This is a genomic window from Streptomyces sp. NPDC050856 (genome assembly GCF_040653855.1).
Classification (GTDB): Bacteria; Actinomycetota; Actinomycetes; order Streptomycetales; family Streptomycetaceae; genus Streptomyces.
The window spans coordinates 1-26578 of sequence record NZ_JBFAGV010000019.1 but is presented as its reverse complement, the minus strand read 5'-3'; the positions used below and the strand labels follow the sequence as shown (position 1 = coordinate 26578).

General features: G+C 73.3%; 22 protein-coding genes. 13 read left to right on the top strand and 9 right to left on the bottom strand.

What is annotated here, in order from left to right; all coding sequences use genetic code 11:
• Window positions 1-22 precede the first annotated feature (22 nt).
• A complete protein-coding gene (locus tag AB0H53_RS18465; RefSeq protein ID WP_362113882.1) occupies window positions 23-1009 on the bottom strand; it encodes an NAD-dependent epimerase/dehydratase family protein in 987 nt (328 codons plus the stop codon).
• Between the two features lie 117 nt (window positions 1010-1126).
• Here AB0H53_RS18465 and AB0H53_RS18460 point away from each other — a divergent pair, with 117 nt between their 5' ends.
• Window positions 1127-1798, top strand: a complete 672-nt coding sequence (locus AB0H53_RS18460; protein WP_362113879.1) for a hypothetical protein — start codon at window positions 1127-1129, stop codon at window positions 1796-1798.
• 48 nt (window positions 1799-1846) lie between these two features.
• Complete coding sequence (locus tag AB0H53_RS18455) at window positions 1847-3406, top strand: PepSY domain-containing protein (RefSeq protein ID WP_362113876.1); 1560 nt, start codon at window positions 1847-1849, stop codon at window positions 3404-3406.
• Here the strand turns inward: AB0H53_RS18455 and AB0H53_RS18450 are convergent.
• Together AB0H53_RS18450 and glnII are read right to left on the bottom strand one after the other, a co-directional pair.
• Entirely contained in the window at window positions 3403-3966 is a 564-nt protein-coding gene (locus tag AB0H53_RS18450) for a winged helix-turn-helix domain-containing protein (protein WP_362113873.1), read from the bottom strand. The genes AB0H53_RS18455 and AB0H53_RS18450 overlap by 4 nt on opposite strands.
• A gap of 473 nt (window positions 3967-4439) precedes the next feature.
• On the bottom strand, window positions 4440-5471 hold the full coding sequence (gene glnII / locus AB0H53_RS18445; protein WP_362113871.1) for a glutamine synthetase: 1032 nt from the start codon (window positions 5469-5471) through the stop codon (window positions 4440-4442).
• Between the two features lie 232 nt (window positions 5472-5703).
• Here glnII and AB0H53_RS18440 point away from each other — a divergent pair, with 232 nt between their 5' ends.
• Window positions 5704-6591 carry a Gfo/Idh/MocA family oxidoreductase gene (locus AB0H53_RS18440; protein ID WP_362113868.1) on the top strand — a complete coding sequence of 296 codons (888 nt, stop codon included), beginning with the start codon at window positions 5704-5706 and terminating at the stop codon, window positions 6589-6591.
• A gap of 39 nt (window positions 6592-6630) precedes the next feature.
• Here the strand turns inward: AB0H53_RS18440 and AB0H53_RS18435 are convergent, their stop codons facing one another.
• Window positions 6631-7311 (bottom strand): hypothetical protein, encoded by a 681-nt coding sequence (locus tag AB0H53_RS18435; protein ID WP_362113865.1) that lies wholly within the window; start codon window positions 7309-7311, stop codon window positions 6631-6633.
• A gap of 162 nt (window positions 7312-7473) precedes the next feature.
• On the bottom strand, window positions 7474-7836 hold the full coding sequence (locus AB0H53_RS18430; RefSeq protein ID WP_362113862.1) for an arsenate reductase family protein: 363 nt from the start codon (window positions 7834-7836) through the stop codon (window positions 7474-7476).
• A gap of 132 nt (window positions 7837-7968) precedes the next feature.
• On the opposite strand from AB0H53_RS18430, the gene AB0H53_RS18425 reads away from it, so the two are divergent.
• The 3 genes from AB0H53_RS18425 to AB0H53_RS18415 all read left to right on the top strand — a co-directional run bounded on the left by AB0H53_RS18425 (window position 7969) and on the right by AB0H53_RS18415 (window position 11536).
• A complete protein-coding gene (locus AB0H53_RS18425) occupies window positions 7969-8244 on the top strand; it encodes a hypothetical protein (protein ID WP_362113859.1) in 276 nt (91 codons plus the stop codon).
• A 216-nt stretch (window positions 8245-8460) separates the two neighbouring features.
• Window positions 8461-9642: a winged helix DNA-binding domain-containing protein gene (locus AB0H53_RS18420; protein WP_362113856.1), complete on the top strand. Its 1182-nt coding sequence runs from the start codon at window positions 8461-8463 to the stop codon at window positions 9640-9642.
• Between the two features lie 391 nt (window positions 9643-10033).
• Complete coding sequence (locus tag AB0H53_RS18415) at window positions 10034-11536, top strand: MFS transporter (protein WP_362113853.1); 1503 nt, start codon at window positions 10034-10036, stop codon at window positions 11534-11536.
• Window positions 11537-11681: 145 nt separating this feature from the next.
• On the opposite strand, the gene AB0H53_RS18410 is transcribed toward AB0H53_RS18415, so the two are convergent.
• The gene (locus tag AB0H53_RS18410; protein ID WP_362113850.1) at window positions 11682-13151 is read right to left on the bottom strand and encodes an FAD-dependent oxidoreductase; all 1470 of its coding nucleotides are present in this window, start codon (window positions 13149-13151) and stop codon (window positions 11682-11684) included.
• A gap of 825 nt (window positions 13152-13976) precedes the next feature.
• The gene (locus AB0H53_RS18405; RefSeq protein WP_362113847.1) at window positions 13977-14555 is read right to left on the bottom strand and encodes a flavoprotein; all 579 of its coding nucleotides are present in this window, start codon (window positions 14553-14555) and stop codon (window positions 13977-13979) included.
• A 948-nt stretch (window positions 14556-15503) separates the two neighbouring features.
• On the opposite strand from AB0H53_RS18405, the gene AB0H53_RS18400 reads away from it, so the two are divergent.
• The 7 genes from AB0H53_RS18400 to AB0H53_RS18370 all read left to right on the top strand — a co-directional run bounded on the left by AB0H53_RS18400 (window position 15504) and on the right by AB0H53_RS18370 (window position 25150).
• Window positions 15504-18893, top strand: a complete 3390-nt coding sequence (locus AB0H53_RS18400; protein WP_362113844.1) for an amino acid adenylation domain-containing protein — start codon at window positions 15504-15506, stop codon at window positions 18891-18893.
• On the top strand, window positions 18890-20500 hold the full coding sequence (locus AB0H53_RS18395; RefSeq protein ID WP_362113841.1) for a GMC family oxidoreductase: 1611 nt from the start codon (window positions 18890-18892) through the stop codon (window positions 20498-20500). The genes AB0H53_RS18400 and AB0H53_RS18395 overlap by 4 nt, the downstream gene beginning before the upstream one ends.
• A gap of 5 nt (window positions 20501-20505) precedes the next feature.
• Window positions 20506-21261: an alpha/beta fold hydrolase gene (locus AB0H53_RS18390; protein WP_362113838.1), complete on the top strand. Its 756-nt coding sequence runs from the start codon at window positions 20506-20508 to the stop codon at window positions 21259-21261.
• Window positions 21262-21263: 2 nt separating this feature from the next.
• Window positions 21264-22406: an acyl-CoA dehydrogenase family protein gene (locus tag AB0H53_RS18385; RefSeq protein WP_362113835.1), complete on the top strand. Its 1143-nt coding sequence runs from the start codon at window positions 21264-21266 to the stop codon at window positions 22404-22406.
• A 108-nt stretch (window positions 22407-22514) separates the two neighbouring features.
• A complete protein-coding gene (locus tag AB0H53_RS18380; RefSeq protein ID WP_362113832.1) occupies window positions 22515-23549 on the top strand; it encodes a GNAT family N-acetyltransferase in 1035 nt (344 codons plus the stop codon).
• A 22-nt stretch (window positions 23550-23571) separates the two neighbouring features.
• Entirely contained in the window at window positions 23572-24036 is a 465-nt protein-coding gene (locus AB0H53_RS18375) for a group II truncated hemoglobin (RefSeq protein ID WP_362113829.1), read from the top strand.
• Between the two features lie 253 nt (window positions 24037-24289).
• Window positions 24290-25150, top strand: coding sequence for a metallophosphoesterase (locus tag AB0H53_RS18370; RefSeq protein ID WP_362113827.1), 861 nt, complete (start codon window positions 24290-24292; stop codon window positions 25148-25150).
• A 39-nt stretch (window positions 25151-25189) separates the two neighbouring features.
• Here AB0H53_RS18370 and AB0H53_RS18365 read toward each other — a convergent pair whose 3' ends face one another.
• Together AB0H53_RS18365 and trxA are read right to left on the bottom strand one after the other, a co-directional pair.
• Window positions 25190-26074 carry a class I SAM-dependent methyltransferase gene (locus AB0H53_RS18365; RefSeq protein WP_362113824.1) on the bottom strand — a complete coding sequence of 295 codons (885 nt, stop codon included), beginning with the start codon at window positions 26072-26074 and terminating at the stop codon, window positions 25190-25192.
• Between the two features lie 32 nt (window positions 26075-26106).
• Window positions 26107-26439: a thioredoxin gene (trxA, locus tag AB0H53_RS18360; protein WP_362113821.1), complete on the bottom strand. Its 333-nt coding sequence runs from the start codon at window positions 26437-26439 to the stop codon at window positions 26107-26109.
• Window positions 26440-26578 lie beyond the last annotated feature (139 nt).

Here is a 26578-nt window from a genome sequence, read left to right as displayed (position 1 = left end):
CACAGCCCGCTCACTCCCCCCGTCACCGGCCCAGGAGCTGCGCCTCCCGCTCCGCGCTCAGCCCTGTGGCGGGCCGGTCGGCGCGCTGGGGAGCCCGCCCGCCGAGGGTGCGCAGCCAGGCCCAGGTGTCGGCGACCGTCTCGGTGACCGGACGGCAGCGCAGGCCCGCCGCGAGTGCCTTGGTGACATCACCGCGGTGCATCGCGTCGTACAGCTCGCCCTCCGGGATCCAGATCGGCAGGTCCGACCAGGGCTCGACGCCCGCCGCCAGGATCACCTCCGGGTCGGTCCACCGCAGTTCGGCGCCTGATCCCGTGGCGCGCACGCACGCCTCCAGCAACCCGACCATGGTGGTGTGCCCGTTCGGCGAAACCAGGTTGTACGGGCCGGACAGGCCGGCCCCGGCCGCGTCCAGCAGCCACGTGGCCATGTCGCGCACGTCGATGTACTGCAACGGCAGATCGCGCGGCCCGGGCGCCAGGACGGGGCCACCGCGGGCCGTCCGGTTCAGCCACCACGGCAGCCGGCCCACGTTCTCACCGGGGCCGATGATCAGGCCCGCGCGGCCCAGCAGCGTCCGCTCCGCACCGAAGGCCGCGAGCACCGCTAGCTCACCGCCCCGCTTGCACTGCGGGTACGGCACACCGGTCGCGTCCGGCGACGCCTCCACCAGCGGGCCGTCCTCGGCCGTCCCCGCCGCCGGGGGCCAGGCGTGGACGCTGCGGCTGGAGACGTACACATAGCGGTCCGCCCGGCCGGCCAGCAGCCGGGCGGCGTCCCGTACCGCCGTCGGGTCGCCCGACCAGGTGTCCACGACCAGGTCCCACCGCCCCCCGGCCAGGGCGGCCAGGCCGCCCTCGGCCGTCCGGTCACCGCGCAGCGGGACGACCCCGGCGGGAGCCTCGTGGCGGCCCCGGTGAAAGACCGCCACCTCCCAGTCCCGGGCGAGCGCCGCTTCCACCACGGCACGCCCGGCGAACTCCGTACCGCCAAGAACCAAAAGTCTCATGAGAGCGACTCTGCCTCCGCCGCACCGCTGTGAACAGCGGTTCCGCTCCGGGGGAAACCGCTGTGCGCACCCTCGTGGCTCCCGTCGCCGCCCCGGGGATGGCAGCATGTGCGCACCATGACGGATGCCCGGTCCCCGATACGCGCCCTGCGCGCCGCGCTCTTCGCGGCGGTGTGCGTGTCGCTGGCCGCCGTGGGGCATTCGTCGATGTCCGCGCACGACCTGCCGCCCGGTTCGCTGCTGACCGCCTTCGCCGGGACCGCTGGCCTCGCCTGGCTGGCCGGCGGCCGCCGCCGGGGGACGCCCGCCATCGGGGCGGGCCTCCTCGCCGTCCAGGCCGCGCTGCACCTGACGTTCCAGGGCGCGGGCCCGGCGCACCGCCACGGCCACGGAGGCGCGTACGGCATGGCGCCGGGGATGCCTCCGGGAACGCCACCGGACACGGTGGCCGGCACCCTCCCGGTGCCCGCCGCGTCCGTGTCCGTGTCCGTGTCCGCGTCCGTCGGGATGCTCGCCGTGCACGCCCTCGCCGCAGCCGTCTGCGCGCTGTGGCTGGCCCGGGGCGAGGCCGCCTTCTTCCGGCTCGCGCGGGCCGTCGGCGCTCTCGCCTTCACCCCACTGCGCCCGCCGCCCGCCCCGCTGTCACTGCCCGGCCAGCCCCGCCCGCCGCACCCCGGCGCGCCCGCTTCCCGCCGTCACCGCGGCGTCGTCCTCGCCCACACCCTGTCCCGGCGCGGCCCGCCCCGGCACCCCGTACCCCGCGCCACGGCCCCTGGAGCATCCGTCTGACCGGGGGCCGCCCTCCCCCACGGACACACGCCGACTCCTAGGACAGTCATGGCCATTGACGACCCCGCACGGGGCACCACGACCGACCCGCTCCGTACCCCGACCGCCGAACCCACCGCCACCGCCGAACCCGTGCCGGCCGTCGAGCCCGCCCCGACCGCCGCATCCCCGAGCACCGGACCCGCGCCGGCGACCGGAACCGCCGGGCCTCCGGCGTCCGCCTCGACGTGGAGCGCGCTGCGCCCCCTGGTGCTGCGCGTCCACTTCTACGCGGGGCTGCTGATAGCCCCCTTCCTGCTCGTGGCGGCGGTCAGCGGACTGCTGTACGCGCTGTCCTTCCACGCCGAGAAGGTGGTCTACCGCCACGAGCTCCGGGTCCCGGCCGGGGAGCGGGCACTCCCGCTCTCCGCACAGGTCGGCGCCGCCCGGGCGGCCCGGCCGGACGGCACGGTGACCGCCGTGTGGCCATCGGCCGAGGAGGGCGCCACCACGCGGGTGATCATGAGCAGCCCCCGGGTGGAGGAGGGCAGGTCCCTCGCCGTCTTCGTGGACCCCTACACCGCCGAGGTGCGCGGAGCGCTGCCCAGCTACGGCAGTTCGGGCGCCCTGCCGCTGCGCACCTGGCTCGACCATCTGCACCGGGACCTGCACCTGGGCGACCTGGGCCGCCACTACAGCGAACTGGCGGCCAGCTGGCTGTGGGTCGTCGCCCTGGGCGGTCTGCTCCTCTGGGCCGGGCGCGGACGCCCCGGCAGGCGGACGGCGCGCACCCTGCTCCTGCCCCGGCGGGGCCCGAAGTCCCGCCGCCGCACCCTGTCCTGGCACGGGTCGGTCGGCCTGTGGGCGGTGACCGGCCTCGTACTGCTGTCCGCCACCGGCCTGACCTGGTCGCGGTACGCCGGTGAGAACATCGGCGCACTCCAGGACGGGCTCGGCGGGGCCACGCCCACCGTCTCCGCGACCCTCGACACCCCCGGGGACGCGGGCGGCGCCGGCCACGAGGGACACGAGGGGCACGGCGCCGGCCACCACCCGGCCCCCGCGCCGGCGGGAACCGACATCGGCATCGACAAGGCCGTCGCGGCCGCCGGCGCCGCCGGGGTGGCCGGCCGGATCTCCGTGGTCCTGCCCACCGGCGGCACGGGGTACGTCGTCAAGGAGACCGACACCCAGTTCCCGCTGCACCTCGACTCGGTGGCCGTCGACCCGGCCGACGGGGAGGTCCTGGACGTGCTGCGGTTCGCCGACTACCCGCTGCTCGCCAAGCTGACCCGGATCGGCATCGACGCCCACACGGGCGTCTTCCTCGGCCTGCCCAACCAACTGCTCCTCGCCGCGCTGATGCTCGCGCTCATCTCGCTGATCCTGTGGGGCTACCGGATGTGGTGGCTGCGCAGGCCCACCAGGGAACGCCTGCTGAGCGCCGGCCGGCCCGTGCCGCGCGGAGCCTGGCGGAAGGCGCCGGTGACGCTGCTCCTCCCGCTGGCGGCCGCGACCGCGCTGGTGGGCTGGTTCGTGCCGCTGCTGGGCCTGAGCCTGCTGGCGTTCCTGGCGGTGGACGCCACCCTCTCCCTGGTGGCGCGCCGCCGGGCCGCGCGCCTCGCCTAGGGCGCGTACTTGTAGCCGACCCGCCGCACGGTCTGGATCGTGTGGCGGTGCTCGGCCCCCAGCTTGCGGCGCAGCCGGGCCACATGGACGTCGACGGTGCGGCCGTCGCCGACATGGCCGTAGCCCCACACGGTGGTCACCAACTGGTCGCGGGTGTGCACCCGGTGGGGGTTCGCGACCAAGTGGGCCAGCAGCTCGAACTCCAGGTAGGTCAGGTCCAGCGGCTGCCCCTCCACCAGGGCGGTGCGCCGGGTGCCGTCGATGGTCACCGGCCCGTCCCCCGCGGGGACGGGCGGCACCTGGTCCCGCTGCTCGACCGGTACGAGGACCAGGTAGCCGATCATCGGCGGCTGGCCGGGCAGGGCGGGCAGCGCGTGCGGAGGCGCGGGCATCCAGGTGGCGCCGGGAGGCAGGAAGTCGGGGGCACTGATCACCTCGTCCGGGCTGACGGCCCGGAGCCGGTGCCGGCCCGGCGGACCGGCCGCCGGGCCGGTCACCGGGCTGGTCACCACACTGGTCGCGGTGCTGGTCGCAGCGGAGATGGTACGAGTGTTCGCCATGGTGGCATCAGCTCTTTCGCGCGGAGGAACGGACGGACGGATCGACGTACGTACGTCATGCGCGACGGCCGAAGGCCTGTCGGTCGAAGGGTGCTGCCGAGAGGCGTTAGGGGGCCGTCGCGTTCACCGCGCGGCAACACACCCGGTCGAAGTCGTGGTGCTGACGAGAGGGCCAGAACGGCTCGAGGTCGCTGCGACCTGACGCGGTGTTCTGAAGGCTGGCCATGCCCCTATTGAAGCAGACGGTGGTTCACCGCAGGAGCCCTTGTCGCCGGTCAGCCCGCCGGCCGCGCCCGCCGGAGCGGTCCGGTGACCGGATTCGCGCGGTGTGCCGGGCGGCCCCGCGCCACGGCCGGCCCGGCCGTCCGGAGCACCCCGGCGCCGCCCGCCCCGGCGCCCGGGAACGCCAAAGGGGCGCCCGCCGGTCAGGACGGGCGCCCCCGCGCGGGACCCGCGCGGGAAGAGCGGACGGATCAGACCTGGCCGGCCTTCTCCAGGGCCGCGCAGCACGTGTCCACCAGCAGGCGGGTCACCACGTACGGGTCCACGTTGGCGTTCGGACGGCGGTCCTCGATGTAGCCCTTGCCGTCCTTCTCCACCTGCCAGGGGATGCGGACCGACGCGCCCCGGTCGGAGACGCCGTAGCTGTACTCGTTCCAGGGGGCCGTCTCGTGCAGTCCGGTCAGCCGGTCGTCGATGCCCGCGCCGTAGTTCTTGACGTGATCCATCGGCTTGGAACCCTCGCCCAGCGCCTCGCACGCGGTGATGATCGCGTCGTAGCCCTCGCGCATCGCCCTCGTGGAGAAGTTGGTGTGCGCGCCGGCACCGTTCCAGTCGCCCTTGACCGGCTTGGGGTCGAGGGTCGCGGACACCTCGAAGTCCTCGGCGGTGCGGTAGAGCAGCCAGCGCGCCACCCAGAGCTGGTCGGACACCTCCAGCGGCGCCAGCGGGCCGACCTGGAACTCCCACTGGCCGGGCATGACCTCGGCGTTGATGCCGGAGATGCCCAGGCCCGCCCTGAGGCAGTTGTCCAGGTGTGCCTCGACCACGTCGCGGCCGAAGATCTCATCGGCGCCGACACCGCAGTAGTAACCGCCCTGCGGGGCGGGGAAGCCGCCGGCCGGGAAGCCGAGCGGGCGCTCGCCGTCGAAGAAGGTGTACTCCTGCTCGATGCCGAACACCGGCTCCTGGTCGGCGAACCTCTCCGCGACCTCGGCCAGCGCCGCCCGGGTGTTGGACGCGTGCGGGGTCATGTCCGTGTTGAGGACCTCGCACAGGACGAGGATGTGGTCACCGCCCCGGACCGGGTCCGGGCAGGAGAAGACCGGCTTCAGCACCCGGTCCGACGCGTGCCCCTCGGCCTGGTTGGTGCTGGACCCGTCGAACCCCCAGAGGGGCAGCTCCTCGACACCGGCGACGGCAGCCGTCAGGATCTTCGTCTTCGAGCGGAGCTTGGCGGTCGGCTCGGTGCCGTCGATCCAGATGTACTCAGCCTTGAAGGTCACGGGGTCTCATCCTTTGGCGGGTGCGGCGGTATGCCGCGCAGCTTGGCAACACGGCGTTTCCCGCCCGTTGCCCGACGATGAACCCCGTGTTACCCGCCCGCACGCCCAGGGGGGGATCCGGTACGGGTCCCGGCGCGGGCCGGCGTGGTGGCGGGGTGGTGGCGGGGCGGTGCCGGGCGCGGCGGTGCGGCCGGTGGAACGGCGCACCCGCCCGGGAGGCAGACTGGCGGGCATGGACAAGCCGCGCATCGGACTTCTCGGCACCGGCCCCTGGGCCTCCCGGACACACGCCCCGGCGCTCGCCGCCCACCCCGGGGTGCACTTCGGCGGAGTGTGGGGCAGACGCCCCGAGGCGGCCGCGGCGCTCGCCGCCGCGCACGGCACGCGGGCGTACCCGGACGTGGACGAGCTGTTCGCGGCGTGCGACGCCGTGGCGTTCGCGCTGCCGCCGGACGTCCAGGCGCCACTGGCCGCGCGGGCCGCGGCGGCCGGCTGCCATCTGCTGCTGGACAAGCCGGTGGCCACGGGGGTGGCGGACGCGCGCGAGGTGGCCGGGGCCGCCGGCCGGGCGGGGGTCGCCTCGGTCGTCTTCTGCACCCTGCGGTTCGCCGCCGACACCGCCCCCTGGGTGGAGGAGCAGGCGGCGCTCGGCGGCTGGTACCTGGCGCAGGCGCACTGGCTGGGCGCGCTGTTCTCGCCTGGGTCGGCCGGCGCCTACGCCGCCTCGCCGTGGCGCGGGGAGAAGGGCGGCCTGTGGGACGTGGGCCCGCACGTGCTGTCGGTGCTGCTGCCGGTGCTGGGCGATGTGACCGAGGTGGCGGCCGTGGCCGGCCCCGGGGACACCCGGCACCTGCTGCTGCGGCACGCCTCCGGGGCGGGCAGCGCGACGACGCTGAGCCTGAGCGCGCCGGTGGGGGCGGCGGACGCGGGGGTGGAGCTGTTCGGCGACCGGGGACGGGTGGCCATGCCGTCGTGGGGGGACGCGCGGGGCGCCTTCGGCGCGGCGGTGGACGCGCTGCTGGAGGCGGTGCGCGGCGGGGTGCCGCACGCGTGCGACATACGGTTCGGGCTGCGGCTGACGGAGATCCTGGCGGAGGCGGAGGCGCGGCTCGCCGACTGAGACCGCGCCTCCTGTCAGGGGGCTCCGCCGGGCGGCGCGTCAGCCGACGCGCTCGATCCTGGCCTTGCGGACGAGGAACCTGCCGGGTTCGCGGACCTGCTCGAAGGCCGCGTCGTTCAGCAGGACGCAGCTCCCGGAGACCGAGGTGACCTCGACCACCGTGGACCTGGCGTTGTCGAGGTTGGTCACCTTCAGCCGGGTGCCGGGTGGGAACCGGTCGCTGGAGGCGGCCGGGGCGCCGCCCTCACCGGACAGGGTGACGGTGGACCCGGGGCAGACCACCTCGCCGCCGGCCTGCCGCCCCGCGCCGGGCGCCCGGCCGCCGGGCGACCCGGTGCCGGCCGGGGGCCGCGTACCGGCCCGGCCGCCGGGCGCGGCGCTCGCCCCGTCACCGGCGCCGGACGGACGCGCGCCGGCGTCCGGCACGCCCGGGCCCGAGCGGCCCTCGCCGACCCGGCAGCCCGAGGCCGCCTGTTTCCGTTCGATCTCCGCGATCACCGCCAGCCGGTTGGCGATCCGCGCCTCCGACCGGGCGTCCGGGGCGGCCCGCTGCCCGGCGATGAACCGCTCGTTGTCGCCCAGGGCGCTGGCCAGGCCGTCGCAGGCAACCGACGCCTGGCTGGTCCCGGTCATCGTCACCGCCGTACCGCCGGCCACGGCGGCGGCACCGACGAGCAGGGCCAGCTTCTTCTTCCGGCTGAGTGTTCTCCCGCGTGACACGTGGGGGGCTCCTGTCCCCGGCCGCCGCGCCGCGGCGCCATGCGGCAGGATCGGTTTCCGTGTGCCCTTGGGTACGGGCGGCGCGGCCGTACCACTCAACCCTCCGGAGGGAAGTCCTCCGGAAGGCGGGGAAGCCGGGGGGCACCGGGCCGCCGGGAACGCTCAGGAGCGGCGCAGCGCGTCGCGGACCGCCTCGTCCGTCCGGGCCACCACCGCCGTACCGTCGTCGGCCGTGATGATCGGGCGCTGGATCAGCTTCGGGTGCTCCGTCAGCGCCGTGATCCACCGCTCGCGCGAGTCCGCGTCGCGCGGCCAGTCCTTGAGGCCGAGCTCCTCGGCGGCGGCCTCCCGCGTACGGGTGATGTCCCACGGCTCCAGTCCGAGCCGGGTCAGGACGTCACGGATCTCGTCCACCGAGGGCACGTCCTCCAGGTAGCGGCGGACGGTGTACCGCGCCCCTTCCTCATCGAGCAGGCGCACCGCGCCACGGCACTTCGAGCAGGCCGGGTTGATCCAGATCTCCATGCCGCCACGGTACCGTCCAAAGCCCGTCAAAGCCGGTCCGACCAGGGCCGATTGTCAGTGCCGGCGAGTAAAATCGAAGGAGTCAGTGAGGGCCCGGGGGAGGGCCCCACGCCACGCACCAGGAGGTCGCCGATGGCCGTCGCCACAGTCCCGACCCTGCCCATCGAACCCTGGCAGCCCTTGCGCAGGAAGCCACTCCCGGCGGGCCGTCCCCGCGAGTGGTACGTGTCCCACAACCGCCGCCTGAAGGCCATGCGCCTGGCCATCGCCCTGTTGGACTCGGGCGTCTACCACCCGTCGAAGGCCGACAACGAGACCATACGGGGCACGGCGGAGCGCGTCGGCGTCCACCCGCCGTCCGACACCACCTGCCGCATGGTGCGCACGCTGATCCGCGCCGGCCGCTGAGCGGCCGCGTCCGGGCCCGCCGCGCCACGCGGCGGGCCCGGACGGTCGGCCCGTCACGCGGCGGGCCCGGACGGCCCGCTCGCCACCCGGCCGGCGCCCGGCCGCACCGTCACCGCGCGCCGGTGGGGCACGCCCCGTCGGCGCCCGCCCCCTTCGCGGTGCGCCCGTCACCGGCACGTGTGTCGGGCCCCGGTGCCCATGAGTACGTTTCGGTCCATGGCTCCTTCCCGTCCCTGTATCACCGCCGAGGAGCGCCGGCGCCGCCTCGCCGTGCGCCACCACCTGGCGCCCGCCGCCCGCGCGGCCACGGTCGAGGTGGTCGCCGGCTCGCTCACCGCCCTGCACGGCACCGACCCGGCCACGGTCCACCTCGCGGCGGGTGCCCGCCTCACCGGCCCGGCCGGGCCGGTGGCGGCCATGGAGCGGGCCCTGTACGAGGACCGCACCCTGGTCCGTATGCACGGCATGCGCCACACCGTGTTCGTGGTGCCCACCGCCCTGGCGCCGGTCGTCCAGTCCTCCACCACTCACGCCGTCGCGGCGCGCGAACGCGCCACGCTGGTCAAGCAGCTCAAGGCGGGCAGCGCCTTCGACGAGGCATGGCTGACGGACGTCGAGGAGTCGGTCCTGGCCGCCCTGGAACGCCGGGGCGAGGCCACCGCCGCCGAACTCGCCCAGGACGAGCCGCGCCTGCGGGAACGCTTCGTCCACGCCCCCGGCACCGGCTACGAGCAGCTCCAGTCCGTCTCCTCACGCCTCCTGCGCCTCCTGGGCACCGAGAACCGTGTGGTGCGCGGCAGGCCGCTCGGCTCGTGGACCTCCAGCCAGTTCCGCTGGGCGATCGCGCCCGCACTGCCCGAACTCCCGGTGGCCGAGGCGCAGTCGACGCTGGTCCGCCACTGGCTCGCCGCCTACGGACCGGCCACCGAGGCGGACCTGAAGTGGTGGACCGGCTGGCGGGTGACCGACGTGCGCCGGGCCCTCGGGGCGGTGGGCGCGCTCGACGTGGACCTCGGCGACGGCACCGGCCATGTGCTGCCCGGCGACACGGGCCCCACCGAGGCGCCGGAGCCGTGGGCGGCCTTCCTCCCGGCCCTGGACCCCACCGCCATGGGCTGGCGGCGGCGCGACTGGTACATCGACCCCGACCCCGCCCACCACGCGGCCCTGTTCGACCGCAGCGGCAACATCGGCCCCACGGTCTGGTGGAACGGCGCCGTCATCGGCGGCTGGGCCCAGCGCCCGGACGGCGAACTCGTCTGGAAGACGCTCACCGACCCGGGCCGTGAGGCGCTGGCGGCCGTCGAGGCGGAGGCCGCCCGCCTGCACTCCTGGCTGGGCGGCACCCGGGTCACGCCCCGCTTCCGCACCCCGCTGGAACGGAGCCTGTCCGCCTGACCGGGGGCCGGGCGGGGCGTGCGGCCACCGCGTGGCCGGGGGCCGTCAACGCCCGTCCCGGAAACGGCAACAAAGATTGCCCGCCGCCGGGTACCGGGCCCAGCCTTTCCGGCAGAGGCGGTCGCCATCAGCCCCGAGAGCACGCCGCGAAGGATCCGGTGCACGGCACGGTGGTGGTCGGAGACGGGGGAGGACGGGGGTCCACGCGGTGAACGGCGCCGTGCGCGCGGCCGGTCGGGGCTCGGGCGCCGCCGGTGACGACCGCGCACGCCGTACCGGAGACCACCGCGGCGACACCGTGTCGGGGCCGTCGGCCGCCGAAGCCGCACCACCGTCGCGCACCCGGGCGTGAGAGCTCGGGCCCTGCCATGAATCAGGAGACATCCCAGCCATGCCCACAGGTCCCGCGGACAGTGTCAGTGAACAGCCATCACCCCCCGAGAGAGAGGACACGGCAGCCGGAGACGGCCGCGGCGCGCCGCCCAGGGCCGGTCTCGCGTTCGCGGTGCTCGGCATCGTCCAGGCGACGTTGATCTTCACCATCACCCTGATCTCCGTACCGCTGCCGGTCATCGGCCGGGAGTTCGGCATCGGTACGACGGAACTGGTGCTGGTCACCGCCGCGTACGGACTGCCCTACAGCGGGCTGCTGCTGTTCGGCGGGCGGCTCGCCGACCGGTACGGCGGCCGGCGCGTGTTCGTGACGGGGCTGGTGGTCTTCGGACTCGCCTCGGCGCTGGCCGCGTTGGCGCCCAACGCCGAGACCCTGGTGGCGGTGCGCTTCACCCAGGGCATCGGGGCGGCGATGACCGCGCCGGCGGCGCTCGCGGTGCTGCGCGCGGTGTTCACCGAGCCGGCCGCGTTCGGCCGGGCGATGGCCACCTGGGGAGGCGTGTCCGTGCTGGGCTCGGCCCTGGGCACCCTCGTCTCGGGCACCGTCACCACCTGGGTGTCCTGGCGGTGGATGTTCGCCGTACCCGTCCTGGTCGCGGTCGTCGGCCTGGCCGTCACCCGCGGCCTGTTGCCCGCCGGGCCCGCCGACGACGGCTCCCGGGCCCGCCCGGGCCTGGACCCGGTCGGCGCGGTACTGGCCACCATCGGCATCTCGGTCGGCAGCTACGGGCTGATCCTGACCGGGGACCACCCGTGGACCTCGGCCGCCGTGCTCGTGCCGCTGGTCGTCGGTGTGGTGCTGGTGGTGGCGTTCCTGGCGGTGGAGCGCCGGGTCCGTGACCCGCTGCTGCCGCCGGGGTTCACCCTGGAGCCGCGCCGCCTGGTGGGACTCGCCGGGATGCTGCTCGCGGCGGCGGGGGTCGGCCTGGTGACCTTCCTGCTCTCCATCTACCTCCAGCAGGAGCGGGGCTGGACGCCGCTGGAGACGACGGGCGCGTTCCTGCCCTTCACGGTGGCGCTCATCCTGACGAGCCGGGCGATGGGCCCGGTGGTGGGACGGTTCGGGGCGCACAAGGCCACCGTCGCGGGCCTGGTGATCGGCGCCGCCGGGCTGGCGCTGCTGGCCGGCGTCGGCCGGGACACCACCTTCGTCCTGGGCATGATGCCGGGACTGATCCTGCTGCCGGTCGGCCTGTCCCTGGTCTTCTCCGGCTCGGCCGTCCTGTCCACCGCCGGTGTGCCCCCGCACCAGGCGGGACTGGCGGGCGGCGTCATGAACACCGCCATGGAGCTCGGCCCCACGGTCGGCCTGGCCGCGCTGATGTCCGTCGCGGCCACCCGGGCCGACGTGGTCGCCGGCTACGGCTGGGCCTACGGCACGGCCGGTGCCGTCTACCTCGCCGCGGCGCTCGCGGCCGTCGCCCTGGTGCGCCCGGACCGTCCGGTGTCCGACGGGCCCGCGCGGGCCGAGACGGCGCCGGCCGGAGCGGCACCGAGGTAGCGGCCCGCGGGGCCGGGTCACCGGGCGCGGCCACCGTCACCGCTGAGGGGCGGTGACGGTGGCCGTGACGTACGGCGGCGGGGCGGCCGGGCACGCCGGTCCGTGGCCGTGCTGAGCTCGGGGGAGACTCAGCCCGAACCGGTGCTCAGCCGTGCGTCGCCCGGGTCGCGGCGTAGTACTCCCGCAGGGTCTTGGCCAGTTCGGGGCTGAACCGCGAGTGGAAGAGCAGCTCGGGCGGGGGAGTGAACTCCGGGTCGAGCTCGTCCGCCCAGCGGACCACGGCCGGGCGCATGTCGCTCTCGATCCAGCCGTGCCACTCGACCGGCAGCTTCCAGTCCTGCTCGTAGCCGATGGCGATGGCGTGGTGCACCAGGCTCTCCACGATCTCCTCGCGGCTCCAGGCCTGGAGCGGCGGCCGTACCGGGTTGAACAGGCTGAGGTCGGTCTCCGTCTCCTCACCCAGGATCCGGGCGGCGATCTCCCCCGCCAGCAGCGGTGACAGGTGCAGCCCGTCCCGGTAGGTGCCGCTCATGATCCACAGCCCGTCCATGCCGCCCTGGCCCAGCAGCGGGAAGCCGTCCATGGACACCGGCCGGTTGCCGACCTGGACCTTGGCGACACCACCCTCCGCGAGGTTGCGCCGCACCTGGCGGTGGGCGCAGGTCAGCAGGAAGACCACGTCCCGCAGTTCCGGGATCTCGCGAGGCTCCGGAGAGATGATGTTGGTGGCGCCGACGTAGACCTCACCCTCGCCCCGGGGCAGCAGGTGCAGTCCGCAGGCGAAGGAGCGGTTGGGGGTACGGATGATGCTGCGCGGCGCTGTCCCGTCCACCGTCCTGACCAGCGCCGAGACGCCGTAGCCGCTGACCAGCGGAGGGATGCGCGGGCCGACGGGCAGCGTGTCCAGGAGGGTCTGGGTGCGGGAGCCGGCGGCCAGCACCACCTGATCCGCGCTCAGTCTCTCCCCGCCGGCCAGGGTCACCCCGGTGACGCGGTCCCCGGTGTACTCGACCCCGGTCGCGAGGCCGGTGACGAAGGTGCCGCCCGCCCTGAGGAAGGCGGCCTCCATCCGCGCCAGGAGGGCGGCCGGGTTCACCGCGTGCTCACCGGGGATGTGGAACGCCTTCAGCGGACGGGATATCGGCTCGGCGTCCACCCACTCCAGGTCGGCGGGTTCCACGTCCTCGAACGGCTCGGAGTAGCGCACCAGTTCGGCACGGATGGCGGCGAAGTTGGCATCGTCGATCTCGGGGATGCCGATGGCGTTGAGGATGACGGTGGTGCCGTCGGCGGTCCGGACGCCGGGGGCGTCGTCGGCGCCGGCCTCCTCCTCCAGCTCGGCCAGCCACTGGGGCCACATCCGGGTGGCCCGGATGCCGAGCTCCAGCTTGGTCCGGCCGTACTGGCTGGCCACCAGCGAGGTGGTGATCTCACCGAAGGCGCCGAGCATGGCGCCGGCCGCCGTCGATCCCGCCCAGGGGCGGTGGGTCTCCCCGAGTACCGCCACCCGCTGTCCTCTTCGCGCCAGGACCAGCGCCAGGGAGAGCCCCAGGGCACCGTTGCCCACGACAAGAACATCCGGGTTGCGGCCCTGCGGGCCATGGTTGGCATTCATGCGTGTCCCGTTCTTCCGGGGTGCTCGCGGCACCCGTGCGACATTGCTGGAAGGAAGGTCGTATGTGCCGACGGTCTGGAAAGAGCTGGGGAATCGGTGGGAACGGCGCGGCCGGCGGCACACCACGTCGGCATGCCGGGAATCGTGCTCGTCGCCCCGCGCCTCACCGTTCCGCCGCCGACCGGTCGTACCAGGTCGGAAGCGGGCCGGCCGTTGTCACCGCCCCCGGTCGGCCCCGCTGGCCGGGGCACGACGGAAGACCGCCATGTGAGGAGGGCGCGCTCGATCTGTGCGGAATGCGACTGCGGAAAGCAGCCACTGAGGGCGCCCCGCTCGATCGGGGTGAAAAGTAATGGAAGGGTATGGGAACCGTCAATGACTGTCCCGGAAACGGCAAAGCGCCTGAACAGGCGAGGCGCGGCGACGGAACACGACAGCGGCCCGGAATCCATCCACCGCATGTGACGGTGAATGCGCGCCAAAAACCGGGCGGTGGGAGCCCGGTGGGGAGTGGTGCGGCGGCCGGCGCCGTCCGCGCGGCGCGCCGTGAGCGGGCCGGGGCGTGGGCGGGTGGGAGCGGCGAGCGCGATCGGGGCCATGGCCGGGCCGTGCCGCGGCCATGCCGGGGCATGAGTGGGCCGCCGGGTGATGGCGGGGCGACGCGCCGCGGACGCCCCGGTGCCCCCGCCGCCGCGCCCGCCCCCGTGTACGGGAGGGGGCGCCCGGTGGAGGGGTGCCGTACCACCGGGCCGAGCCCCGCCCCCGGTTCACACCGTGCGGGGGCGGGGCTCCGTCAGGGGTCGGGGACCTCTGATCGGCCGATGGTCAGGCCGAGCGGTGCTTGCTCAGCAACTCACCGACGATCTCGGCGACCTGGGTCGGCGAGGGCAGGCTCGGGTGGTGCGTGAAACCCCGCGAGACGACATCGAAACTGTCGTGCCACACCGGGTCGGCGACATGGTGGCCGTCCTCCCGGATCTGGGCGATGTTCCGCTTGACCGCGGGCTTGTTCCACATGTGGCTGCCCATCACCGGAAAGAAGACGACCGGGAAGTTCGAGGCCAGAACGATCGTGGAAAGACGGTTCGGGGCGGCGCCGGTGGCGGCGGCGGACAGGGTGTTCGCGGTCGCGGGCAGGACCACCAGGATGTCGTGGTCGGCCACCAGCAGAGAAGGCTTGTCGGTCGGCCAGTCGGAAGGAGACTCGCCGCTGACCACGCGCTCGGCATAAATGCCCACCGTGTGCGGCGGGAGGAACTGGGCGGCCGTGTGCGTCATTAACACGGTGTAGGTGCCACCGAGCTGGGAGCGCATCTCGTTGAGGTACGTGGGCAGCATTGTCACGGAAACGGAACCTGCGGCGCCGACGAGTATGCGGGGCGGGGGAGTCTGCTGTTCGGTCATAGGGCCATGATGCACGCAGCTTTCCCCGGGTCAACAGGGTGGATGTTCCCCGGGGGCTCGGCACTTCAGGCGTGCCGATCGCGATTGGGCGTGTTTTCGCTGCTGATGGCTTGATTCCAAGGCTCCCGGGACCCGGTGGGCGGGCCGGAGGCGGTGCCCGCCCAGCTCCCGCCCGGGGCCGCCTCCCGTCCGCCGCTGCCGCAAGGTGCCCTGCACGAGAGGGAGTTGGGCATGGCCGGCCGGTGTTCCCGGCCGGGCCGGCGGGGGCCGGGGCGAGGGGTCCGGCCCTGTCCCGTACCCGGCCGGGCCGACGGGAGCCGGGCTTCCTGTGAGGGGTTGGGGGCATATGCCGACAATGCTGGATGGCCGGAAGTTTCCCCGCGGTCGCGATCTTCGCCGGGAGTCGTCAATAAGTAAATGCTATGACGCCGCCAAGAAATAGTTATGACTCCCGGTAAGTCAGGGCGTGAAAGGCGTCGGCGATAGCCCGGACCTGCCCGGCTGTCCGCGCGGGTTGTGCGGGTACCGGATAGAAGTGGACGCGGAGGATCCCGATCCGGACGCATCCCGGCCTGCTGAGCGGCCCAAAGTCACTGCCGGGCCGCCACTTTCGGTCAACTCAATGAGGCGCCCTTGTCAGTCGGGAATCGGCGTGCTGCCCATGTGTCCGGTTCGAGGTGATCTTGTCAACGAGTACATGTCGTGTTTACGATACGAAGCGATGTGGGGGTCTCGCTAAGATCAAAAAGCCGACTATCCGTACGGGCGGACAGAGTGGGGTCACCGTTTTCTGTCCGTGCGTCCGACGCTGTGCAGGTTTTCCCGTAAGGGCTTGCCCGGGTAAGGGCTTTTCCCGTGGACGTTTTTGTCGATTGCCCGCTTCGGCGCTCGGGGTCTGCCTGCTCAAGGAAGTCAATGCGAAGCACTGAAGAGAGGCACGGACACATAATGGAAGAGCTTCTTGCCGAGTTACGGAATCACCGTGTCGGTCTTCGCCTGAACGGCGAGGGCCTGGACGTCGACGACCCGAAGGGCGACCTCCCGCCGCGACTTCGCGACGCCGTCGCCGAACACCGCGACGCATTGGTCGCCCTGCTCCGGGGGAACCCGCACCCGCCGAACCTGCCGCGCATACAGCCTCGGCCGGAGGCACGGCACGAGGCCTTCCCCCTCACCGACATCCAGCACGCCTACCTCATCGGGCGTACCAAGGGCCTGGAACTGGGCGGCGTCTCCAGCCACTACTACCTGGAGTTCGAGAGCAACGGCCTGGACATGCCCCGGCTGGAGGCCGCCCTCCACAAGGTCGTCGACCGGCACGACATGCTGCGGGCGGTGGCCGCGCCCGACGGCAAGCAGCGCGTCCTCGACCAGGTCGCTCCCTACCGCATCAGGACGACGGACCTGCGGGGCAGGTCGGCCGACGAGCAGGTGGGGACGCTCGACCAGATCCGCACCGAACTCGCCGACCAGGTCCTGCCCACCGACCAGTGGCCGCTGTTCGACATCCGCGCCACGCTCCTGGACGAGGACCGCGTCCGCCTGCACGTCAGCATGGACCTGCTGTTCGTGGACGTCCGCAGCCTCTCCCTCATGCTGACCGAGTGGCGCCGGTACTACGACGACCCGTCCTGGTCGCCCGAGCCGCTGGAACTGTCCTTCCGCGACTACGTCCTGGCCGAGCAGGCGCTGGAGGGCGAGCCGGTCGCCACCGAGGCGGCCCGGTACTGGCTCTCGCGCCTCGACGAGCTGCCGCCGGCCCCCGACCTGCCCCTCGCCGTGGCACCCGAGCGGCTCGGCCGCCCCTCCTTCGTCCGGCACCACGCGGTGGTACCCGCCGAGCGCTGGGCCGCCCTCACCGAGGTGGCCGTCCGCCGGGGGCTCACCCCGTCGGCGCTGCTGCTCGCCGCGTACACCGAGGTGCTGCGCACCTGGTCGAGGCGGCAGGAATTCACGGTGACGCTCACCCTCCTCAACCGGCTGCCGCTGCACCCGCAGATCGACCGGATCATGGGCGACTTCCTCTCGCCCAGCCTGCTCGCCGTCGGCGGCCGGGCCGACGAGACCTTCGCCGAGCGCGCCGCCGGGGTGCAGGGCCGGCTGCTCGCGGACCTGGCCCACTCCGCGCACAGCGGCATCCGGGTGCTGCGCGAGCTGACCCGCAAGCAGGGCGACGGGCGGAGCGTGTCGATGCCCGTGGTGTTCTCCAGCATGCTCCAGGACGCCGGCACCCGTGGCCCGCGCGGCGCCGGGGAGAGCGCCCACCCCTTCGGCGAGCTGGTGCACGGCAGCAGCCAGACCCCGCAGGTGTGGCTGGAGAACCAGATCACCGAGGAGAACGGCGACCTCCACCTGAACTGGAACGCCGTGGACGGGCTGTTCCCCTCCGGGATGCTGGAGGCGATGTTCGCGGCGTACCGCGAGCTGCTGGACCGGCTGGTGGACGACGAGGCGGTATGGGGCCGGACCGGGGGTGTCGTACCGCTGCCGCGCGCCCAGGCCGAGGAGCGGGAGCGGGCCAACGCGACCGCCACGGACATCCCGCCCGCCCGGCTGCACGAGCTGGTGGCCGAAGCCGCCCGGCGCCGGCCCGACGCGGTGGCGGTCATCGCCGACGGTGCCGAGTTCACCTACCGGCGGCTGACCGAGGACGCGCACCGGCTCGGGCGCAGACTGCGCGAGTCCGGCGCCGAGCCCAACACGATGATCGCCGTCTCGATGCGCCCGGGCGGTGAGCAGATCTCCGCCCTGCTGGGCGTCCTCCACTCCGGCGCGGCGTACGTGGCGATCGACCCCGAACTGCCCGAGCAGCGCCGCCACAAGCTGCTGCGGCAGTGCCGGGCGAAGGTCGTGGTCACCGAGCCCGAGCTGCGCGACGGGCTGATCTGGCCCGACGGCGTCGAGATCGTCACCCTGGAGGACGACGCCACCCGCGCCTGCGGCGCCGGGCCGCTGGAGAGCGTGCAGGGTCACGACGACCTCGCCTACGTCATCTTCACCTCGGGCTCCACCGGTGAGCCCAAGGGCGTGATGATCTCGCACCGCAGCGCGGCCAACACGGTCCAGGACATCAACCAGCGCTTCGGTGTCGACGAGCACGACCGGGTACTGGCCCTGGCGCCCACCAACTTCGACCTGTCCGTGTACGACATCTTCGGCGTCCTCGGGGCCGGCGGCGCGATCGTGGTGCCCTCGGTGGAACGGGGCAACGATGTCGCCCACTGGTCCGAGCTGGTCGACCGGTACGGCGTGTCCATCTGGAACAGCGTGCCGGCGCCGATGCGGATGTGGATCGAGTCGCACGACGGGATCGACGCCCCGCGCGGGGAGCGCCTCCGACTGGCGCTGCTCAGCGGCGACTTCATCCCGGTCGACCTGCCGGACCAGATCCGCAAGCGGTTCCCGGCGATGAACGTGATCAGCCTCGGCGGCGCGACGGAGGGCTCGATCTGGTCGGTGCACTACCCGATCGGGGAAGTGCTTCCGCAGTGGACGAGCATCCCGTACGGCAAGCCGCTCGCCAACCAGACGCTGCACGTCCACAACGAGTGGTTCGAACCCTGCCCCACCCGGGTGACGGGCGAGATCTACATCGGTGGGGTCGGCGTGGCGATGGGCTACTGGGCCGACCCGGTACGTACGCAGGAACGATTCCTCACCCACCCGGTCACCGGTGAGCGCCTGTACAAGACCGGCGACCTGGGCCGCTACCTGCCCGGCGGGGACATCGAGATCCTCGGGCGCCTGGACCACCAGGTGAAGATCAACGGCTACCGGGTCGAGCTCGGCGAGATCGAGGCCGCCCTCGGCCACCAGCCCGGCGTCCGCCAGGCGCTGGTCACCGCCCCCGCCCACCCGCGCACCGGACAGCGCCAGGTCGCCGCGTACATCGTGGCCGAGGACGCCGCCGCCCCCGACCCGGCGGTCCTGCGCGAGGCACTGGCGGGCCTGCTGCCCAGCTACATGGTGCCCAGCCACTACGTCACCCTGGACAGCCTGCCGCTCACCCCCAACGGCAAGATCGACCTGGCCGCCCTGCCCACCCCGTGGAACGAGGGCACCGAGACCGACCAGCGGGCGATGCCCACCAACGAGATCGAGGAACGGCTCCTCGCCATCTGGTCCGAGCAGCTCGGGCACAGCGACTTCGGCACCGAGGACGGCTTCTTCGACGTCGGCGGCGACTCGCTGCACGCCGTCGGGATCATCCGCCACCTCCGCACCGAGTTCGGGATCAGCTCGGCCGCCGAACAGGAAGTGATCGAGGGCCTGTTCATGAACTCGACCATCACGGCCTTCGCCGAGATCATCGCGTCGATCAAGGAGTCGGAAGCATGAGCCAGGCCGCACCCGAATGGGACCACGTGATCGTCGGAGGCGGCTCCGCCGGTTCCGTCGTGGCGAGCCGGCTCGCGGCCAGGAACGGCCGGCGGGTGCTGCTCCTGGAAGCCGGCGGTGAGCAGCCGGCCGGCCAGGACCCCGCCAGCAACCCGCTGCGGGACGCCAGCAAGCTGGTCCTGGACGGGTTCAACTGGGACTACCGGGCCAACCTGCGCGGCAGCGGCCGGCTGGACAAATTGCTGCGCGACGGCGTACGGCCCGAGGAGCAGCCGGCCCGCGCCCTGTGGCAGCGGTTCCCCTACCAGCTCGGCAAGGTGGTGGGCGGCTCCTCCGCGGTGAACGGCGCCGTCGCCCTGCGCGCCCTGCCCCGCGACTTCGAGGACTGGGTGGCACTCGGCAACCCCGACTGGTCCTGGGAGCAGGTGCTGCCGTTCTACAAGGAGATCGAGAACGACCCCGACTTCCCGGGCAGCCGGCACGGCGACAGCGGACTGATTCCCATCCGCCGGCCGCGGCGGGAGAACCTGCACGAACTGGACGCGGCGTTCTGGGACGAGTGCAACCGGATGGGTGTCGCCGACCAGCCCGACCTCAACTCGGGTGCGGACGACGGCGTCGGCGCGGTGCCGTCCAACGCGATCGACGGCGAGCGGGTCGACACCGCGACCGCGTACCTGACCGCGGCACGCGAGTACCCCAACCTGGAGGTGCGCACCGACACCCGGGTCACCCGCGTCCTCTTCGAGGGCAACCGCGCGATCGGCGTCGAGGTGGAGCGGGACGGCCACCTGGCGACCGTGCGGGCCGCCAACGTCACCCTGTGCGCGGGCGCGATCGGTACACCGGCCGTCCTGATGCGCTCCGGTGTCGGCCCGGCCGCCCTGTCCGCGGCGCTGGGTGTCACCCCGGTGGTGGACCTGCCGGGTGTCGGCGAGAACCTGGTCGACCACCCCTCGGTCGTCATCTGGTCGATGCCCAAGCCGGGCGTGTGCACGCCCGGCCTGCCCTGGCGCCAGGTGGCGGCCCGGATGTCCAGCGGCTTCGACGGGGACACCGACCTCCAGGTCGGGCTGCTCAACAACGTGGAGAGCTCCACCATCCCGGGGTTCGTGGACCGGCTGGGCGTACCCATGGTGGTGGGCATCTCGGTCATGCTGATGCGGCCGGCCTCTCGCGGCCGGGTGTACATCGACGACGCCGACCCGCGCAGCAAGCCGGTGGTCGAGCTCGGCTTCGGCTCGGTCCCCGACGACATCGAGCGTCTGGCCCACGGCGTCCGCAAGGCGTGGAGCATCCTGCAGTCGCCCGCGCTCGCCGAGCGCTTCGACGGGCAGCAGTTCTGGACCGACCGGATGATCGAGAACGACAAGGTGCTGCGCAGCGGCGTCCGCAACATCATGAACCCCGGCTGGCACGCCACCGGTTCGGCCCGGATGGGTCCCGCCGACGACCCGATGTCGGTGGTGGACCAGGAGGGCCGCGTCCACGGCACCGAGAACCTCCGGATCGTCGACGCGTCGGTGTTCCCCAGCATCCCCAGCGCCCCCACCAACCTGACCACCATCATGCTGGCCGAGAAAATCACCAGCAACACGAAGGAGTGACCCCCATGCATCCTTCGTCACGCTCAGCGGTACGGCTGTACTGCTTCCCGCACGCCGGCGCCACCTCACTGGTGTACCGGCCGTGGATCACCCCGGGCGGCCCCCTGCTGCGGGTCCACGGAGTCGACCAGCCGGGCCGCGGCACCCGCATCCGGGAGCCGAAGGCCACCGACTTCGACACGCTCGTGGCGGCCATGGCCGACCATGTGGCCGCCGACCTCGCCCAGGCCCGGGCCGACGACCCCGACGTCCGGTACGCGACCTTCGGGCACAGCTTCGGCGCGATGGTGAGCCTGGCCGTCGGAGCCGCCGTGGCCCGCTCCACGGGACAGGCCCCGGTGCGCGCCGTTCTCTCGGCGGCCCTGCCACCGGCCCTCCAGCAGCCCGACGACACCGACTCGCTCACCGACGAGGAACTGCTCACCAAGATCGCCGAGGACGGCGGCACCGCGCCCGAGCTGCTGTCCAGCAGCGCGATGAGCCGGTACCTGGTGCGGCTGATGCGGGAGGACTACGTCGTCCGCCGCCAGTTCCCGCAGCAGAAGGCCCTCCGCGTGGATCACCCGCTGACCCTGATCGCCGCGCGGGAGGACGCCTATGTGGCGCCCGACCACATGTGGCAGTGGTCGGAACACACCACCGGCGCCTGCCGTCGGGTGGAGATTCCGGGTGGCCATTTCGCCGCCATCCAGAATCCGAAGGACGTCCTGGCCATCGTGGCCGAGGACGTGGCCGACCGGGCCGGCGCAGGGGAGCGTTGAACATGGAAAACAAGCTGTACGAGTCCCAGCACGAGGATTTCCGGGCGATGTGCCGCGAGTTCCTGGCGCGCGAGGCCGTCCCGTACCACGCCCAGTGGGAGAAGGACGGAATCGTCAGCCGTGAACTCTGGCGCAAGGCCGGAAAGGCCGGACTGCTGGGGATAGGCGTCCCGACGGAATACGGCGGGGGCGGCGAGCGCGACTTCCGGTTCCCCACCGTATTGACCGAGGAGTTGATCCGGGCCGGCGTCACCGCACCCGGATTCGTCGCGCACAACGACGTCATCGCGACGTACCTGGCCGAACGCACCTCGCCCGAACAGCGCGAGCGCTGGCTGCCCGGACTGTGCTCCGGTGAGCTCATCGCGGCCATCGCGATGAGCGAGCCGGACGCCGGCTCCAATGTCGCCGACATCCGCACCACCGCCGTGCTGGACGGGGACGCCTACGTCCTGAACGGGCAGAAGACCTTCATCACCAGCGGGGAGAACGCCGACCTGGTGGTCGTGGCCGCGAAGACCGAACCGAAGCGCGGCGCGCAGGGAATCAGCCTGCTCGTCGTGGAGCGGGGCATGCCCGGCTTCACCCGCGGCAAGCGCATGGAGAAGATGGGCTGGCAGGCCAGCGACACCTGCGAGCTGTTCTTCGACGACTGCCGGGTGCCGGTCTCGAACCTGATCGGCAAGCAGAACGCGGGGTCGGCCTACCTGATGGCCGGAATGCCCCGGGAACGGCTCAGCATCGCCGCCGTGGCGGTAGCATCGGCGGAGAAGATGCTGGCCGACACCCTGGAGTACGCGCGTACTCGCCAGGCTTTCGGCCAGCCCATCGGCAGCTTCCAGCACAATCGCTTCGTGCTCGCCACCATGGAGACCGAACTCACGATTGCCCGGGTCTTCCTCAATCACTGCGTCTCCGAATTCAACGCCGGGCGGCTGACCGTGGCCGACGCCGCCAAGGCGAAGTGGTGGACCACCGAGCTCCAGGTCGAGGTCGCCAATCGCTGTCTGCAACTCCACGGGGGAGCCGGTTATCTGAAGGAAACACCCATCTCCAGGGAGTGGGCCAACAGCAGGGTGCAGACGATCTACGGTGGCACCACCGAGATCATGAAAGAACTGATCGGTCGCTCCCTGGGCCTGTGAGCCGGACGGACAGCCCCGCTGTCCGGGCGATGCGCGCCGCCGGCCGGCCCCGGCCGGCGGACGGCATCCACCGGCGCACAGGCGCGAGCAGAAGGGACGCACCACGCGATGACCATCCTCGGCACCCCGCCGCCCGGCGATCACGACCTGCCGCCGTCCGTGACGCCGGCGGACGGCTGGTTCACCGTCACCACCGCCACGCCGGAGGACTGGCGTCCGGTGGAGGAGTGGGCCGACGGCGAGGGGTGGAACACCGGTATCGGTGACATGGCCTGCTTCCACGCCACCGATCCCGGCGGGTTCTTCCTGGGCCGGGTCGGCAGCCGGCCGGTTTCGGCCATGTCGGTCGTCAACTACTCGCCGGAGTACGCCTTCGCCGGGCACTACCTGGTCGATCCCGAATGCCGGGGGCGGGGCCACGGCCTCGCCACCTGGAACGCGGCCCTGCCGCACGCCGGAGCCCGCACCGTGGGCCTGGACGCGGCGCCCGCCCGCAGGTCCGACTACCGGAGGGCCGGCTTCACCCCGGCCCACGACACCATCCGCTACGGCGGGCGCCCGGAGCGGTCGGGAAGGGTCGCCCCGGACACCGTGCCCGTCACCCTGAAGCACCTGGCGCACCCGGAGCACCCGGGCCACTCGGCGCGCGTCCGGCTTCCCGGGCCCACCGGGCACGCCGGCCGCGCCGGGCGACCGAGAGCCGCCCGGTACTCCGAGCACGTGGAGAACCAGGCGCACCTGGACGCCGTCGCCGCGTACGACCGGCGGTTCTTCCCGGCCGACCGGCGTGGCTTCCTGGACCGCTGGCTGACGGCCGCCGGCCATGTCGCCTACGCGGCGCTCAGGGACGGCCGGATCACCGGCTACGGCGTGATCCGGCCGGCCCGGGAGGGGCATCGCGTCGGCCCGCTGCTCGCCGGCACCCGGCGGGACGCCGAGGCGCTCTTCGACAGCCTGACCGCGCACCTCGGCCCGGACGAGGAGGTCTTCCTGGACGTACCGGTGCCGCGCGGGCGGGCGGACCTCCTGGCCACCGCCCGGGGGCTCACCGCGCGCTCCCACACCGTGCGCATGTACCGGGGGCCGGTTCCCACGGCCCCGGCGGAGCTCGCCTTCGCCACCACCACTCTCGAACTCGGATAGCCAGAACACCGGAGGTAGCACCATGGCGGAATCAGTCCCGACCATGTACGAATGGGCCGGAGGCATAGAGGCGTTGGAACGGCTCACCGAGGCGTTCTACCGGGAGGTCCGCAAGGACGAGATGCTCGCCCCGCTCTTCGCCCGCATGTCCGACGACCACCCCAAGCACGTCGCCGCCTGGCTGGCCGAGGTCTTCGGCGGCCCGGAGGTCTACACCAAGGAGCACGGCGGCTTCAAGCACATGCTGTCCAGGCACCGGGGCCGCTCCATCAAGCCCGAGCAGCGCCGGCGCTGGGTGGAGCTGATGCTGGACGCCGCCGACGAGGTCGGCATGCCCAGCGACCCGGAGTTCCGCCAGGCGTTCGTCTCCTACATGGAGTGGGGCTCGCGCAGAGCGATGGCCAACTCCCAGCCCGGCGCGGTGTCCAAGCGTGAGACGGTGCCGATCTGGGGATGGGGCGAGGCGCCTCCCGGCACCCTGCACTGAGCCCGGCAGGGCATGTTCCGGGGCCCCGCCGGACACCGGTGGGGCCCTGTCCGCCCGGCCCCGACGGGGCCGGGCACCCCGCGCACCACGACCGGAGATCCATCGCGGTCCCCGGGCCCGCCGTCGCCCGGCGGCCGTATCGGCGCCCCCGCCGGCCGGCCGGTGGCCCACTCGGCACCGGCCGGGACCCGAAGGCGGGCGCCCGTCGCTCCCGGCGCGCGCAAGGACGGTCCGTCATGTCGTGGAGGTACGTGTGTCGTTGCTCGCCATCAGCGATCTGCATGTCCGGTATGCCGAGAACCGCGAGATCGTCGAAGGGCTGCGGCCCGTGTCGGACGACGACTGGCTGCTGGTCGCCGGGGACGTCGGCGAACGGTCGGCGGACATCGAATGGGCGCTGACCCTGCTGCGCGACCGGTTCTCCACCGTCGTGTGGGCGCCGGGCAACCACGAACTGTGGACGGTGCCCGGCGACCCCGTGCAGCACCGGGGCGTGCCGCGGTACGAGTACCTGGTCGGTCTGTGCCGGTCCCTGGGCGTGCTCACCCCCGAGGACCCGTACCCCGTCTGGCACGGCCCGGAGGGCCCGGTCGCCGTCGCGCCCCTGTTCCTGCTGTACGACTACACCTTCCGCCCCGAGGGCACCTCCACCGAGGAGCAGGCGCTGGCCGTGGCGCACGAGGAGGGCGTGGTCTGCACCGACGAGTTCCTGCTGCACCCCGACCCCTACCCGAGCCGGGCCGACTGGTGCCGGGCGCGGCTGAGGAGCACCGAGGAGCGCCTGGCGGCGCTCCCCCCGGAGCTGCCGACCGTGCTCGTCAACCACTACCCGCTGGTGCGGGAGCCCACCCGGCTGCTGCGGCACCCGGAGTTCGCCCTGTGGTGCGGCACCGAGGCCACCGCCGACTGGCACCGCCGGTTCCGGGCCCGCGCCGTGGTCTACGGGCACCTGCACATTCCCCGCGTCACCTGGTACGACGGAGTGCCGTTCCGTGAGGTGTCGCTGGGCTACCCGAGGGAGTGGCGCCCCCGGCGGGGGGAGCCCGGGGCACTGTCCGTGGTGCTGCCGGGCACCGGAGCCGGTGTTCCCGCGCCCGCCGCGCGGCGGCCCTGACGTCCCGCGGGGCCGGCGGCGCCGCCGGGCGCCGGGCGGTCACCGCCCGGCGCAGGCCCGGGCGGTGTGGACGGTGGTGGCGGCGAGGTAGAAGGCGTCCGGGCGCCAGAGGATCCCCGTGCAGGCGTCGCCGTCCACCAGGCGCTCCAGGACGGCGCGGTCCTCCGCGTCGAGCCGGTCGCCGATCCGCTCCAGCAGCCGTGACAGGTGGCTGTGCAGATGCTCGCGGGCCGACAGCTCCAGCGGGGCCGGGAGGTCGGTGAGGAAGGTGCGCGACCCGGTGGGGACGAGCCCGGCCCGGGCCATCATGGCCGGCCAGTCCTCCACCACACGGGTGGAGCCGGGCAGCTCGGCCCGCAGCGAGGCGAAGTGGTCCTCGACAACCGCGTCGAGCCGGGCCTGGAAGCCGGGGCGGCCCATGCCGATGTCACGGGGCAGGAAGCGCGGCGGCAGGCCGCTCTCCACCACGGCCAGTGTCCCGCCCGGGCGCAGCGTGGCGGAGAGCGCGTCCAGCGCCGCCTGCTGGTCGCCGAGGTGGTGCACGAAGCGGCTCGTCCAGATCAGGTCCGCCGGGCCCAGCGCGTCGAACTCACCCGGCAGGTCGGCCCGCTGGACCGAGACCCGCGCGCTCAGACGCTGCTTGGCCGCGCGCAGCCGTACCCGCTCCAGCAGGGCCGGGTCCTGGTCGACGGCGACCACGTCGGCGTGCGGGAAGGTCCGGGCGAGCAGGCAGGTGGCCACCCCCGGGCCGCTGCCGGCGTCGAGGACGCGGCCGACGGCCAGGTCCGCGCCGTCGTCGCCCCCCATCAGTTCCCGCAGCCAGCGTGCCGCCTTCTCCAGGAAGGGGGTGTGCAGCTCGGCTTCGCGTTCCAGCTGGGCGCCCAGGGCATCCCGGTCGATGTCCCCGGTGTGATGTGTGTTCATGGGGGCCTTTCCTGTTCCGGGCGGGAGTGGGGTCAGCCCAGGTACGCGGCGAGAGTCCGCTCCAGGGCAGCCTTGGGCGCGGCGCCGACCCACGACTCCTCGGGGACGCCGTCCGAGTACACGACGAAGGCGGGAATGGAGGAGACGTTGTGCTGGGCCGCCAGGACGGGTTCCTCGTCCACGTTGACCTTCACCACGTCCAGGGAGTCCTGGTGCTCGGCGGCCAGCTGCTCCACGATCGGCGTGACCATGCGGCACGGGGCGCACCACGTGGCCCAGAACTGGATCAGGACGGGCTTCTCCGCCTCCAGCACACGGGCGGGGAAGGTCTTCTCGGTCAGGCTGTCCACGGGGGCTGCGCGCATGGTCGGGATCTCCAGGAGGTACGGCGGGCTGGGCGTCGGCGGGTGGTGTGCTGTCAGGGGGTGGTTTTGCGTCGTTGGGTGACGGCTTGGGTGACGTCGTCGTCGACGAGGTCGTGGTTGAGGGCGAAGCCGGCGGCTG

Coding starts and splice junctions, on each gene's coding strand:
- AB0H53_RS18390 (WP_362113838.1), top strand. CDS start 20,506: ATGCATCCTTCGTCACGCTCAGCGGTACGGCTGTACTGCTTCCCGCAC.
- AB0H53_RS18410 (WP_362113850.1), bottom strand. CDS start 13,151: ATGAATGCCAACCATGGCCCGCAGGGCCGCAACCCGGATGTTCTTGTC.
- AB0H53_RS18450 (WP_362113873.1), bottom strand. CDS start 3,966: ATGGCGAACACTCGTACCATCTCCGCTGCGACCAGCACCGCGACCAGT.
- AB0H53_RS18420 (WP_362113856.1), top strand. CDS start 8,461: ATGGCTCCTTCCCGTCCCTGTATCACCGCCGAGGAGCGCCGGCGCCGC.
- AB0H53_RS18365 (WP_362113824.1), bottom strand. CDS start 26,074: ATGAACACACATCACACCGGGGACATCGACCGGGATGCCCTGGGCGCC.
- AB0H53_RS18455 (WP_362113876.1), top strand. CDS start 1,847: ATGGCCATTGACGACCCCGCACGGGGCACCACGACCGACCCGCTCCGT.
- AB0H53_RS18465 (WP_362113882.1), bottom strand. CDS start 1,009: ATGAGACTTTTGGTTCTTGGCGGTACGGAGTTCGCCGGGCGTGCCGTG.
- AB0H53_RS18405 (WP_362113847.1), bottom strand. CDS start 14,555: ATGACCGAACAGCAGACTCCCCCGCCCCGCATACTCGTCGGCGCCGCA.
- AB0H53_RS18400 (WP_362113844.1), top strand. CDS start 15,504: ATGGAAGAGCTTCTTGCCGAGTTACGGAATCACCGTGTCGGTCTTCGC.
- AB0H53_RS18395 (WP_362113841.1), top strand. CDS start 18,890: ATGAGCCAGGCCGCACCCGAATGGGACCACGTGATCGTCGGAGGCGGC.
- AB0H53_RS18425 (WP_362113859.1), top strand. CDS start 7,969: ATGGCCGTCGCCACAGTCCCGACCCTGCCCATCGAACCCTGGCAGCCC.
- AB0H53_RS18430 (WP_362113862.1), bottom strand. CDS start 7,836: ATGGAGATCTGGATCAACCCGGCCTGCTCGAAGTGCCGTGGCGCGGTG.
- AB0H53_RS18460 (WP_362113879.1), top strand. CDS start 1,127: ATGACGGATGCCCGGTCCCCGATACGCGCCCTGCGCGCCGCGCTCTTC.
- AB0H53_RS18375 (WP_362113829.1), top strand. CDS start 23,572: ATGGCGGAATCAGTCCCGACCATGTACGAATGGGCCGGAGGCATAGAG.
- AB0H53_RS18380 (WP_362113832.1), top strand. CDS start 22,515: ATGACCATCCTCGGCACCCCGCCGCCCGGCGATCACGACCTGCCGCCG.
- AB0H53_RS18440 (WP_362113868.1), top strand. CDS start 5,704: ATGGACAAGCCGCGCATCGGACTTCTCGGCACCGGCCCCTGGGCCTCC.
- AB0H53_RS18385 (WP_362113835.1), top strand. CDS start 21,264: ATGGAAAACAAGCTGTACGAGTCCCAGCACGAGGATTTCCGGGCGATG.
- trxA (WP_362113821.1), bottom strand. CDS start 26,439: ATGCGCGCAGCCCCCGTGGACAGCCTGACCGAGAAGACCTTCCCCGCC.
- AB0H53_RS18415 (WP_362113853.1), top strand. CDS start 10,034: ATGCCCACAGGTCCCGCGGACAGTGTCAGTGAACAGCCATCACCCCCC.